Below are 12,972 nucleotides of genomic sequence, written 5' to 3'. Positions count from 1 at the left end.
GGTAGCGTCACACCGGTGCCCCTGGATGGTCTCCATAGTTGTGTTTACTGGTCCAGCAGGCTCAGGGAAGACCAGCCTTGTTAAAGCGTATAGTGAATGGGTTAGGAGGAGTCTCCTGCTTAGGACAGCTATAGTGAACCTTGATCCAGGCGTGGAGGAGCCCGGCTACAAGCCCACCCTGGACATAAGGTGGTTCTTCACGCTCAGGGATGTCATGTCGAAGTATGGTCTCGGACCAAACGGGGCTTTCATAAAGTCATCCGAGCTGATACTGGACTATCTAGGGGACATATTGGCGAGGCCGCCTTTCTCAAACATGCATCAATGGGATCTAGTACTCATCGATACACCGGGCCAGATGGAGGCCTTCATATTTAGGCCTGCCAGTAATATTCTACTTAAAAAGATAGCTGGGTTAGGCAACACTGTGCTAGCCTACCTTATAGACGCTTCCTCAATAGGCTCGGTGACGGATGCTGTGTCGCTTTGGTTCATCTATGTACTACTCCAGGTTAAAACAGGATTGATCACCGTGCCCGTTATAAGTAAGTCTGATGCAGCGGGGAGACGTGACATAGTGAGAGCGCTGGTGGAGAAACCCATGGATCTACCCGGGTTAATAAGTGATGAATCCGGGTTCGCATTAGAAATAATGCCCGACCTCCTTAACATAGCCTCGAAGACCAAGGGGCCTTTCAGGGCCGTTGAGGTTTCGGCGACACGTGGAGAGGGCCTCGACTCCCTCCACATGCTTCTCCACGAGGCTTTCTGTGCATGCGGGGATCTAACCTGAGAACAATTATTAACCACTCAACAGGATAGCTTAACTCGCCATGAGCACGCTAGGGAATCCGAAATGCATTGGCTTCAGACACCTGTTGAAATGGGTGTTTTAACAGCGTTGCTTACAACACTCTACGGCTTAATCCTGCTGTTCGCTGGTAGGTTTATCATGAAGGTCGTGGTCTCGCTGGGCGTGGGCTTCCTCGCCGGGTACCTCGCGTATCTAACCGGGCTACGCCTCGGCTTCGGGGTCCTCGGCTCCCTAGTAGTGTTTCTCCTGGTTTTCCCTTTAGCATCCCTAGCGGGCTGGTACGTGTTCAAGCTGGCTTTATCGCTTGTTGCATCGACACCTATATGGCTGGTTTCCTTGAAATTACTGGGGTTCTCCCGCTCTGAGCTCCCGGCGATACTCCTACTGGTACTCCTCGTAGTGGTTTTCTATATGGTGTCTGAGACACTGGTGACGATTGTAGCAGTCATTGGGGGACTGGTAATGATATACACTGGTGTTTCATCCCTTGTAAACCCCGCGGTAGCCCTCATAGTAGTCCTTCTAGCTATGGTTCTCCGCGCATACCTTTATACAGTTTCAAAGTGGTGAAAATGAGGCTATACCGGCCTAACACCGCTATAGGCAGGTACTACTCGGTGCTGTTCTCGCTCCCCCACTGGGAGATCCTGGCAGTTGTTTTCATAGTGATCGCTGCCGCAGCCCTTATCTCGCTCGGCGTCAACGCGTTGCCATTCCTGTTGAACTCCCTTATAGTGATAGTGGTGTTAGAGGCCTACAGGGTGCTCTACCCCTACACGGTCTTCCACAAGTTGAAGAGGATAATGGGGTTGTCGCTGACAACCCTTATATATGCATTAATATACAACCTTGTTCTCAGGGACTGGGTTCTCGCTGTTGCAGCATCCTCTACAATAGTCATTGCAGTGCTCCAGGGGCTAGATGGCACCAAGTGGTGGAGGTATATTGTAGCAACACTCCCGGCAGGTGCATCCATAGCGATCTCTCTATGGCTTACAGCCCCGGTGACACTACGAGGGGAGCTTTCAAGAGCAATCATACTGCTACTGCTCTTCTCCCTGGCAGACTTCATAATCTATCTCGCCATGGGGAGACACCGGATTAACGGCTACAGGGCACCGGATCTAGGCACGCTCTTCCTTCAAAACTGGCTTGAGAGGAGGAAGAACATAGAGGAGGTGTTCGACAAGCTCTCCACGCATGAAAACGTCCATCCACGCATAGTATTCCTAGGCGACCTCGCAGTAGTATACACGGATCTACACTACGGGCCCTTCTCGAATACAGGTAGCAGTGAGCTACCCGGGGAACTCAGCTCGCTCCTATCTAAACTGGGCTACACGGCTGTCACGCTTCACGGCTTCGGTTCACACGACAGGAACCTGGCTTCATCAAGGTACCTGGGTGAATACTTGAAGAAGATTTACACGACAGTAATGGATGCTGAAAGAGAGGAATTAAGGTATCATGGGGCTCTAAGGCTTCGCGGTGACGACGGCTGGGAAACCCTGACCCTGGTCTTCGACAGGCTATCCATAGTATTTGTTTCGAGGCCGGGTAAAGGAATAGACGACATACCCTACAACCTGCACTTACACTATAATGTTGTGGCCAGGAAGAAAGGGCTCGGCGACGTGGTATTCATAGATTCGCATAACTGGGAGAAGCAGGAGGAGTTTCATATAGATGCCCTCGCCGAGCTGATAGAGGAAACCGTGAATAAAGCACTGGAATTGAAGAAGAGCCGTCCCTCCGTGGAGGTGCTTTCAAGGTACAAGTGCATTAAGACGAATGCCCCTGGATTAATCAACGGCGACTCCTGCATTATAGAGGTGACCGGTGAGGGAAGGGAGAGGGTTATCCTCCTGTATCTCAGAGGCAATAACATGGAGCCCGGTCTCAGGGATAGACTCGTGGAGGCCCTTAGGGGTATCACTGGAGCCGACCATGTAGAGGTGTTTACAAACGACGAGCACAGTGAGACAGGGATCAGGTCATCGCTGGCCTACGTGCCCGTCCACGAGTCCCCGGAGCTTGTCAGGGATATCCTAGAGGCAACTAGGGGGTTGATGACGGAGCCCTATGAGCGTGGAGCACAGTATTCGTCATCGAGGTTCGATATAAAGGTAATGGGTTACACGGCAAGCTTGCTTGAGAAACTATTGAAGGACACGTATCTAGAGGCAACGGTGCTCCTCGTCTCGTACGCGTTTATTCTTCCATTACTGCTCGGGCTGCCAAGGTTGGTTCATTAATGGTTCACCACGTGATCTTCAATAGTTTATAAAGCCCCTCCCATATAGAAATATTTAAAAACCCGGCGGTGGAGAGCGTGAGCGGGGAACCCCCTTTTAAAACAAGCTACCGTGTCGAGAACATTGTTGCCACCGTGATCCTTGAACACGACCTTGATTTAGAGCTCATTGAGACCAGGATCCCGAGCATCACGTATAAGCCGGATCAGTTCCCCGGCTTGATATTCAGGCTGGATAAACCCAGGGCCACAGCCCTGGTCTTCAAGTCGGGTAAGATGGTTGTAACGGGTACTAAGAGCACGCAGCAACTTGTAGAGGCGGTTAAGAAGATAATAAAGGTTTTCATGAAGAGCGGGGTAGATGTACGGGGCAGGCCCCGTGTACAGATACAGAACATTGTCGCTGGAGGAGACATACACGCCTATGTAAACCTCGAGAAGGCAGCATACCACTTAGAGGACAGTATGTATGAGCCCGAGCAGTTCCCTGGTTTGATACATAGGATGAGGGATCCCAGGGTCGTGCTATTAATATTCAGCAGCGGTAAAATGGTGATCACAGGGGCTAAAGAGGAGAGCGAGGTGGAGCGTGCGGTAGTCAACATAGCGAGGCAACTATATGAAGCCAAGTGCCTGGTAGGGCCTAGGCCGGAGGAGTAGTGGCTCAGCTGAAAGCCTCCGCTTTTTAAGAGTGGCGAGGACTTATTAAGCTGTTTCCCCTACTATACCCTGGAGCAGGCAGTGATGAGGCGGGCAGCCACTTAGACCATTACCATTGGGATGAAGACCCGTATGCTCAATCTGAGTCCACTACTACTGCTCCAACCCGCTCATCTACAATAGCCTTAACACCGTATACGCGGTATATGAGCTCACTGGTTAACACGTGTCCCGGCGGGCCAACCCGTTCAATTCTCCCCTTGTTCATGAGGATCAATGTATCCGGGTACCTGTAGGCATGGTTTAAGTCATGTAGTGTTGCAACCACCGTTACACCATTCCTCGTCAGGTTCCTCAGCAGCTTCATCACCATTAACTGGTGGTAGGGATCCAGGTTGGATGTTGGTTCATCCAGCAGCATTATCCTCGGCTCTGCTGCAAGGGCTCTGGCTATTAAGGCCCTCTGCAGCTCGCCCCCGCTCAGCTCGGTGAGGAGACTTGAGGATTTCTCTTCGAGGCCAACTGCTTTAATCGCTCTTGCAACTGCTTCATGATCCCTGCTACTCAACCCTTTCAGCGAAGCATACGGCCTCCTACCTGTTGAGACGAAATCGTAGAGCGTGAGCGGTGTTATGGAGTCTAATCTCTGCGGGACATACCCGTAGATACTTGCAAGTCTTCGCCTATCGTACTCCCCGATGGCTTTTCCATCAATATACACGACACCGCTACGGGGCTTAAGTATACCTAGCATTACTCTCAGCAGCGTTGTCTTCCCACTTCCATTGGGACCCACTATGCCCGTGAATGATGATGGCTTGATCTCAACGGAGACCCCGTTTAAAACCCTGGTGCTCCTATAGTGGAAGACCACGTCTTCAACTCTTAGGTAGACCACCACGGCCACCCAGCATCAATAGTAGCAGGAGAGGTGAGCCAATGAGGGATGTCACGACTCCAACAGGTATGACCACAGGTTTTAAAATGCTTCTACCGATGATGTCGGCTGAAACCATGATTATCGAGCCCATTAAGAGTACTGCCGGTATGCATCTACGCGTCGACCAGCCTACGAGGATCCTGGATGCGTAGAGCGCTATGAGGCCGGCGAACCCTATTATGCCTGTGAACGAGACTGTCACACCTACGGCTAGTGAAACGAGAAGTATTGACAATAACCTGGTTAAAGCAGGGTTCACACCGCTTGAAGATGCTAGTTCATCGCTGAAGCCAAGGAGGTCTAGGCTCATTGATTCCCACCACGCGTAGACCAGGAGTAAGAGTAGTGAGGAAGCTATTAACGCTATCTCGCACCACGTGGTTCTAGAGAGATCCCCCACACTCCAGAAGAGAAGCGTTGAGACGGAGATCTCGTTGAAGAACAGGTATTGCATCAGGTAGAGGATCGACTGTGTTAGGAAGGAGAGTATTATGGACGCTAAGATCAGCGAGTAGACCGTTAGCCCTGCTATTGAGGAGAGAGTGATCACGAGTACTCCGTGTCCGAATGTTGCGAGGAAGGCTGCCGCTGAAACCGTGAAAGGGTTACCAATGTAGACGCCTGGAGTACTGCTCTTCAGTATGGAGCCGGCTTGCAGAAGCATTATGGCTACTCCGGCACCTAGGCTTGCTGCGTGTTGCAGTCCTAGAGTGAAGGGTGATGCAAGCGGGTTCCTGAACACTGATTGAAGTACTAGTGTTGAAAGGGATAGCACGGATCCCGCTAGGATAGCTGTTAAAATCCTCCGCACCCTTGCATCGATAACCACTAAGGCGATCCTATCATCGAGGCTACCTCCAATGTAGCCTAGAAGATCTCGTAGCCCTACAGGGTAGGCTCCCATAGAGATATCTAGGAGAACGGCGATCAGCAGTGAAACCGTTAGAGCCATGTATATGAGTAGGCTTCTCATCACTGCTACACCGTTACTTGCACTGGAATATTGATGAAAGATTAATGTAACCCGGGTATTTCTGCAGGAAGACGCTGTATACTTGCTTACCGAGGAACACGCTGTATATCTCGTCGGCCTTGGAAGCTGGGTCCACATCAGTGAATCTCTCCGGGAACAACACCTTGCCAATGTAATAGGAGTTGGCTAGTGCTGTAGCTATGTTCGAGTGATAATAGTTGAATGGTAGAAGCCCGTAAACTCGTCCACCAGTGAAAGCCCGGAGGGCACAGTATTTCCCAGGATCCTTGCTGAAGTCCTGTACCACGATGTTCAAGTTTCCTTCATCCACGAAGACCACGTCGGGCTGTGCCATCAGGATTGAGTCGAAGTCGACGTTGAGGAAGCCCCTTGTTGTAGCCATGGTGTCAGCGATGCTAGCCATGCCCAGCCAGCTCAGCGGTGGATAAGGCACCTGGGTGCCGGTGAAAGGTTGTCCACCACGATATGAGACGGCTCCCACATACACCCTGATACTAGTCGTGTTCAAGCCCGTGGTACGCGACCTGAGGTCTTTCAGCAGGCTCTCAGTGTAGTTCACTAGGGCTTCAGCCCTGTCGCTCCTCCCGAGCACCTCTCCAAGGAGCCTTAACGCCCTGTAGAACATACTTAGGTTGGTTGATGTAACCGGGCTGTAGTCGACTACTATGACGGCTGCACCAGTAGCCCTCGATAATTCATCTGGATCCTTGAGCGTAGTGTAATAGGCACTCATAACTATCAGGTCGGGCCTGACGCTTGCTATGGCCTCCGGGTCAGGCGGGTTCCCGGGGCCTCCTTTCCCTATCACTGGGAGCGCCTTGAGTACGTCGCCGTACGCCATGGCATAGTCTCTCCCCACAGGGCTCCACGTCTTCTCAACCTCCTCAACACCCACGAGCAGCTCCGTGGCGTTTAGGTAGACTATCAGTCTCAATGCACCTGGCCCGATGGCCACAATCCTTTTCACGGGTGTTTTAACCTCCACTGTTCTATTCGCGAAGTCCAGTACTTTCACCGTGGTGCCTGGCTCAGCGACCCCGGTTGTCGTGGTAGGTGTAGTTGACTGGATGCTTCCACCGGTCGTAAGGACGTAGTAGAGTACTCCGCCAGCTATCAACGCCGTGATTGCTACTGTTAAGGCTAATGCAGCCCTCTCGTTCTTCACGTGTTCTCACCTCTTAACAGGGTATTTAATCGACCTCACTATTCCTCTGCCCACCACTGCGTCCACGCTGAGTTCTGCACAGGGCTTACAGAGGAAGTGGCCGTTGACCTCTACCGCTCTAGGCGCCATGACCAGCTCACCACACCTGCTGCACCTGGTGCTAGGGTAAACGGGTGCTGGCTCTATTGCCTCAACCTCAACGTATTCCACCGTGAACTCTTCCTCGGGGAGATTCCTTACGCTTAACCCCACCTCCTCCCACCGCCTCCTCAACTCCTCCACCTCCTCGGGTGTACCCTTCCTCTCCCTGACAACCTTGTTGAATAACTCGCTTGCTTCTCTTGGAATGTATTTACGGGAGAATCTCTCGTGATCCACGTATATCCTGACTCCCTTCCACAGTCCTCTCTTAACAAGGGTTAACGCGTTCTTACCGGTGTCGACATATATCAAGCTGTTGTTGCCCAGGGTGCAGCCCGTGGCTACCTGGACCCCGTCTACCAGGCAGTTATTGGCCTCGACTATGGCCAGTATTTCCTCGTGGAGGCTCTCCCTGAAGCCAGCTCTTCTCACACCCAGCTTCTCGAGCGCTATCTCGGACATTCTTAACCCTAGGACTAGGAAGGGACATACATGGCCGTGGAACCATTTAGCCCTTTCTATTAGTTCCATTTCAACCATGTTGGTGCACCATTCTCCTGTAGTGAGTGCACATTAATAAGCGTTAGTTAGCAACCTGCGTTCTGCACGAGGCCTAGGTGAGGCATGTAGACTTATAGGTGTGAGCTCCCATACCTTCACATGCCGCCTACTGCTGGAGTGAATGCACATGGACTCTACGAGCAGAGGCATGGGCAGGGAGAAAGCAGGGTACCTGGAGGGCTGGGTATCCGTCGCCGTGAATCTAATCTTGTTCACGGTAAAGATGTATGCTGGCCTGGTTTCAAGCTCCATAGCCGTGGTTGCAGACGCGTTTCACACTCTCTCAGACTGCATTACCTCGCTAGCCCTCATACTGGGTTACAAGATAGCCTTTAAGCCGCCTGACGAGGAACACCCCTTCGGGCATCAGAGGTTCGAGGCAGCGACTTCCATAGTGATAGGTACACTGCTCGGCGTAGTTGGATTCGAATTCATTAATAGAAGCGTGGACAAGCTCCTTGCCAGGGAAGCACTAGTGTTTTCATGGATAGCAGTAGTGGTGCTCACGGTGTCAGCAGTGGTTAAGGAGGCGCTGGCAAGGTGGGCTCTTAGACTCGCGGAAAGCGTTGGCGGCGCCGAAAGCATAAGGGCTGATGCATGGCACCACCGTAGCGATGCTGTCGCAACACTACTGGTTGTAATAGGGTTGATGATCGGTGAGTCAGTGTGGTGGGTCGACGGCTTACTTGGCTTACTTGTCTCCGGGCTAATAATCTACGTTGCATACGATATAATCAAGAGGGCTTCGCAGGATATACTGGGTAGGGCACCGAGTTCAACCGAAGTATCAGTGCTCAGAGAAATAGCCTCAGGGGTCTCCGGTGACATAAGGGATCTACACCACGTCCACATACATGAATACGGTGATCACATAGAGGTAACGCTTCACATAAGGCTGCCCCCAGGCATGAAGCTTAGCGATGCACATGAGGTGGCCAGCCGCCTAGAGGACGCCATACGGAGAACGCTTGGATGGGAGGCCACGATACACGTGGAGCCCTACAGGGATCAAGTACACTAGCATCCAGCCTTAAAAGACAGGGCTCCCCCCCCCCAGTGGAATCCATAGTGCAGCGGGCCCGGGGTGCACGAGGAACCGGTGCCCCGTAGCCTGCCTCATGCCTTGAGAAACCTCTAGGTTCGTTGCGAATCTGGAGGGCTCGGAGGAGAGCGACTCATCACCTCTTCGGCCGTTCGACGGCTCTTCATCGCCGTTTATATCTAGGCGGCTTAAACCGTTTAATCCTTTCACGCTACTCCAAGCCTTCTCCTCTACGCGTTAAGCCCTATGCCTGCGGAGCAATACTAGTGTCGCAAGGAGCAGCGGCACGGCTACTACGATAATCAGCACTCTGGTGTCCTGCTCCAGTCGGCCTGGAATAGCGGTGGTTTCCGTGTACATGGTGCCGGGGAAGCTGGTCACAGCTGTCGATGTAGTAGTGGTCTCGGACACAGTGTTCCTGACAAGTATCAGGGCTGTCAAAGGCGGCACTGTAACCGTATTGTGCTCGACGGAGACCTCGCTCCAGTTATTGCTAGCATATATCAGGGTCCAGTTGCCCGGGGGCAGCTCGTATGATTGCGGTGTGGATGCATCATTATTGGCGATGACGAGTACTTCATCCATATACCCCCTAGTATAGGCAAGCAAGCCGCCTGATCCACCCAGCACATGTATTATACTGGTTGACAATGCTGGAATAGTGTTCTTGAGTTCTCCCAGCCTCTTATAGTGCTCGTAGACCTCTACATTTAACCTATCCCATTGAATAGGGTATCTCTGCTCATCATGGTTTCCCTGTCTACCAGTGATCCCTCTTTCATCGCCCTGGAACACTACTGGCATACCGGGCTGAGTATACTGTAGCGTTGAAAGCAGTTTTAAGCGGGCTATGGACTCATTGCTCGGGGTGCTGTTCAATCCTCCCCCGCCGAGATCCGTGAGAACCCTGGAGGTGTCATGGGATCCAATAATGTTGAAACCCATTCCAGCCACGTTCACACCTATACCGGCATAGTATTCAGCAAGCTTCATTGAGGCGGTGTAACCGTTCAGGGCTCCACGTGCATAGCTGAGGAGTATGTTCCTGCCTAAATAGTAGTTCATAAGGGAGTCGAATGCATTGCCCCTTAGCCATTCGGGACGGTAATCCCATATCTCTCCAACAATGTATGCGTCGGGATACCTCGACTTGACTGCTTCACGTAGCTCCCTGAAGAAGCTCTCCGAGTCGATGACGTCTAGCGGAGTATCAATCCTCAACCCATCGAAGCCGATGCTTAACCAGTATAGGGCTACATTGATCAGGTACTGTCTAACCTCAGTGTTCAGAACATTCAGCTGCGGGAGGCTCCCTATCCCCCACCAGCACTTATACGCGGTGGGGTCCCCGAGCTTGAACCTCCACTTATACACTATGAACCAGCTCCAGTACGTGCTGTTCCTTCCGTTCCTGTAAACGTCTTGGAAAGCCCAGAATCCAAGCCCCACGTGGTCTGGGACGAAGTCGAATATCACTTTAATGCCCCGTTTATGCGCCTCGTTGATGAGGGTTTTAAGGTCTTCCAGGGTCCCGAACTTCGGGTCCACAGTATAGTAGTCGTAAGTGTCGTAGCCGTGTACGCTGCCGGAGAGGAATATAGGGTTCAGATATATTAGCCCAACACCGAGCTCCTTGAGGTAGTCGAGCTTCTCTGTGACCCCCTTCAGGTCGCCGCCGAAATACTGGTGGCAGCAATGTAGCGATGTTACAGGGCCATCCCACCTAGTGAATACGGGTACGCCCCTTGAAACCTCGTTTATCCATAGCTCATCCGTTAGGTTGGCCTTTAAATCGTTGCTTGGATCACCATTGTAGAATCTATCGGGGAATATCTGGTAGCCAACCCGGCTCTTAACCCACTCCACCTGCCTGAAAACTATTGACCCATTGAAGTTGAATAGCCTGCTCGCCGTCGCATTATACACGTACACCACAGTGTTGTTCCGCAGGGTGAGCTTGAAATAGTAGTTTAAACCCCTGGATGCCTCACCAATGGGTATTGTGGCATAGTATACTCTCCACGTGTTCGTCGCCAACTGGGGTTTCAACTGGTACTCTCCTTTATCAGCTACCAGCGTCCCAGAGGCAACATCCAGGCTGCTGGCCACCCTTATCCTCGGGATCAAATAGCCGTCGGCTGCTGAAAGGTATGCTGGATCCAGGGGGTTGTGTACCACGGTGACCTGGTCATCGGCGACATATATCTCCATGATGCTCGCACCAGCGATAGGTAGGGGCGTCAACTGGAGTAATACGAGTATTAGAGTAGCGTATACAGCAACCGGCCTCCAGCCCACTGGTTAAGCACCTCCACACCCTCGCCCTATGTATGCAAGCTTTATTAAACACCCGGCTAATTATCAACCAGGAGTTTCGCGAGGGCGTGCTAATGGTTGTCGTGCCATGGGAGCGTTCAAGGGGTATGGGCTCTTCTAAGGCGACAACGCTAATAGTGGCGGCGAACATCGTCGTATACCTTTACACAAGTTATCGAAACATGTTCCTTGAGTCTACGAATGAAAGCATCTACGCCCTAGGCTTCATACCCGCATTACTCTTCACCGACCCCTTGCAGGGTGTTGTAAGAATATTCACAGCAATGTTCACGCATGCAGACTTCTTCCACATATTCTTCAACATGTACTTCCTATGGCTCTTCGGTAGAAGAATCGAGAGCGTCATCGGCTCCCGGAGATACCTACTCCTCTACTTTGCCTCAGGGCTTGCAGCAGTGTTATTCCATGTAGCCATAATCCCGGTCGGCGGATACGACTCGCTAGTAGTACCGGCGGTTGGGGCGTCGGGTGCTATAAGCGGGGTGCTGGGAGCCTACCTGCTGCTCTTCCCCTATGCAAGGCTCATGTGGTGCATGTTCTTCCTGTTCCTGCCATACTGCTTCCCGGTTTCAACAGCTGTCTTCCTCATAATATGGTTCGCTGAGCAAGTACTCTACGGCTACATGAGGCTCGGCGGTGTAGCATACTTCGCACATGTAGGTGGCTTCGTAGCAGGCCTCGCCTTGACATATGTGCTTACAAGGGGCCTCGTCGAGCACTACAGGTTGAACTATACATACGATTACATTGCGAGATGGCTACAGGAAATAGGCATAGTTGTCAGGAAGCCCCGTGGACTAGGAGGAGTCGCCAAGGCGGTTCTCACAGTCCTCCTCGTGCTCGTTGCAGCCGGCTTCGCCTACAGCGTCTACTATACTGTAGCATCTCCCCCATCCACATACCTCCTCTCGGTCACTGCAAACAATGCCAGCGACACAGTGTCACTCGTGGTCTACCGTGGCAGCGTGGAGGTCTCATTTAGTAGCATGGATTATGTGAGAATACTGTTGAACAGGATTCAAACCTTCCTCTACAACCCTTCGGCCGCTGGAGAATCCGTGGAGTACACGCACCCTATATTTGTGTACGTAGAGGGGTTACCGGTGCCCGTGAACCCCCAGGTATCCGCCGTATATGATGAAGCAGGCGTGATCAAGCGTGGAAGCGGCGTCATAGAGACACGGATTGTTATCGCCAACATTTATGGAGGAGCTAGGATAGGTGGAAGCATAAAGATAGCGTTTGAGCTTTCAACCACGAGGATAGATACGGCACCCGTGTTGAGCATCGCGGGAGTAATGGCGCTCAGCATCACAGCATACTCCCTGCTCTCCCTTAGGAGGGCTGATGAGATAGCGGTGGTCGGCGAGGAATACGTTGAGACCTCATTCCTCTAGGTTTTCAAGGGCTCACCATACTTGTTGAGGAACACTATTTCCTCCAAGGGTTTCCTCGGCCTTGGAGCAGGGGATTCACCAGGGTATCCGACGGCAAGCATGGAAACAGGCGTCACATTAGCGGGTAATCCCAGTATCTCCCTCAACTCCCCTATGTTCCTGAGGGTTTGAATCCACACGGTGCCCAGGCCGAGGGCGTGGGCGGCAAGCATGAAGTATATTGTTGCATTAGCACAGTCAAGGAGGTAGGAGGTAGGCGACTCCTCACTCACACATGCCACTATAACAGCTAGAGGTGCGTTCAACAAGGGCCTGGCATACGCATGGATCTCTCCAAGCCTCCGCCGAATAGCCGGGTCCTCCACTATTATGAACCTCCATGGCTGACTATTCTTCGCGCTTGGAGCATATCTTGCAGCGTCAATAGCTTTCAGGACGAGCTCCAGTGGAACAGGCGTCGGCTTAAACCTCCTTATACTACGCCTGGATTTAAGCAGCTCCAGTATGGTGTCGCTCAATCATGCCACCCATGCTGATTTAACATTGCTCCATGTATTTTAATCCATAGGGTTACAACTGAAAGCCCCGTCTTTTAAGGCGGGGATGAAGGGTTTAAATACTGTGTGGATGCTGGGATGAAGGCAGGGTTTCCTCCGTGGCCTGTGAG

General features: G+C 52.0%; 12 protein-coding genes. 6 read left to right on the top strand and 6 right to left on the bottom strand.

The features are described from left to right. Positions 1-25: 25 nt before the first annotated feature. From DESMU_RS03370 to DESMU_RS03355, 4 genes are all read left to right on the top strand, one after another. A complete protein-coding gene (locus tag DESMU_RS03370) occupies positions 26-793 on the top strand; it encodes an ATP/GTP-binding protein (protein WP_013562192.1) in 768 nt (255 codons plus the stop codon). A gap of 63 nt (positions 794-856) precedes the next feature. Then, a complete protein-coding gene (locus DESMU_RS03365; protein ID WP_013562191.1) occupies positions 857-1,384 on the top strand; it encodes a hypothetical protein in 528 nt (175 codons plus the stop codon). Between the two features lie 2 nt (positions 1,385-1,386). Continuing rightward, complete coding sequence (locus tag DESMU_RS03360) at positions 1,387-3,069, top strand: DUF2070 family protein (RefSeq protein ID WP_013562190.1); 1,683 nt, start codon at positions 1,387-1,389, stop codon at positions 3,067-3,069. 77 nt (positions 3,070-3,146) lie between these two features. Further along, complete coding sequence (locus tag DESMU_RS03355) at positions 3,147-3,728, top strand: TATA-box-binding protein (protein WP_013562189.1); 582 nt, start codon at positions 3,147-3,149, stop codon at positions 3,726-3,728. Positions 3,729-3,864: 136 nt separating this feature from the next. On the opposite strand, the gene DESMU_RS03350 is transcribed toward DESMU_RS03355, so the two are convergent. The 4 genes from DESMU_RS03350 to DESMU_RS03335 are packed head-to-tail and all read right to left on the bottom strand — an operon-like array spanning position 3,865 to position 7,508. Continuing rightward, positions 3,865-4,626: an ABC transporter ATP-binding protein gene (locus DESMU_RS03350; protein ID WP_013562188.1), complete on the bottom strand. Its 762-nt coding sequence runs from the start codon at positions 4,624-4,626 to the stop codon at positions 3,865-3,867. Then, positions 4,607-5,641 carry a FecCD family ABC transporter permease gene (locus tag DESMU_RS03345; RefSeq protein WP_013562187.1) on the bottom strand — a complete coding sequence of 345 codons (1,035 nt, stop codon included), beginning with the start codon at positions 5,639-5,641 and terminating at the stop codon, positions 4,607-4,609. Before DESMU_RS03345 ends, DESMU_RS03350 begins: the two co-directional genes overlap by 20 nt. 13 nt (positions 5,642-5,654) lie before the next feature. Further along, complete coding sequence (locus DESMU_RS03340) at positions 5,655-6,827, bottom strand: ABC transporter substrate-binding protein (RefSeq protein ID WP_013562186.1); 1,173 nt, start codon at positions 6,825-6,827, stop codon at positions 5,655-5,657. A 6-nt stretch (positions 6,828-6,833) separates the two neighbouring features. Beyond that, positions 6,834-7,508, bottom strand: a complete 675-nt coding sequence (locus DESMU_RS03335) for an FmdE family protein (RefSeq protein WP_013562185.1) — start codon at positions 7,506-7,508, stop codon at positions 6,834-6,836. A gap of 148 nt (positions 7,509-7,656) precedes the next feature. Here DESMU_RS03335 and DESMU_RS03330 point away from each other — a divergent pair, with 148 nt between their 5' ends. Next, positions 7,657-8,550: a cation diffusion facilitator family transporter gene (locus DESMU_RS03330; RefSeq protein ID WP_013562184.1), complete on the top strand. Its 894-nt coding sequence runs from the start codon at positions 7,657-7,659 to the stop codon at positions 8,548-8,550. A gap of 258 nt (positions 8,551-8,808) precedes the next feature. Here the strand turns inward: DESMU_RS03330 and DESMU_RS03325 are convergent, their stop codons facing one another. Continuing rightward, the gene (locus DESMU_RS03325) at positions 8,809-10,869 is read right to left on the bottom strand and encodes an alpha-amylase family glycosyl hydrolase (RefSeq protein WP_013562183.1); all 2,061 of its coding nucleotides are present in this window, start codon (positions 10,867-10,869) and stop codon (positions 8,809-8,811) included. 92 nt (positions 10,870-10,961) lie between these two features. Between DESMU_RS03325 and DESMU_RS03320 the strand changes: the two genes are divergently transcribed. Continuing rightward, positions 10,962-12,305 carry a rhomboid family intramembrane serine protease gene (locus DESMU_RS03320; RefSeq protein ID WP_013562182.1) on the top strand — a complete coding sequence of 448 codons (1,344 nt, stop codon included), beginning with the start codon at positions 10,962-10,964 and terminating at the stop codon, positions 12,303-12,305. On the opposite strand, the gene DESMU_RS03315 is transcribed toward DESMU_RS03320, so the two are convergent. Further along, on the bottom strand, positions 12,302-12,823 hold the full coding sequence (locus tag DESMU_RS03315; RefSeq protein ID WP_013562181.1) for a nitroreductase family protein: 522 nt from the start codon (positions 12,821-12,823) through the stop codon (positions 12,302-12,304). The genes DESMU_RS03320 and DESMU_RS03315 overlap by 4 nt on opposite strands. Positions 12,824-12,972 lie beyond the last annotated feature (149 nt).

Source organism: Desulfurococcus mucosus DSM 2162 (genome assembly GCF_000186365.1).
Lineage (GTDB): Archaea > Thermoproteota > Thermoprotei_A > Sulfolobales > Desulfurococcaceae > Desulfurococcus > Desulfurococcus mucosus.
The sequence above is the reverse complement of the archived record's forward strand: the minus strand, read 5'-3'. Positions and strand labels throughout refer to the sequence as shown.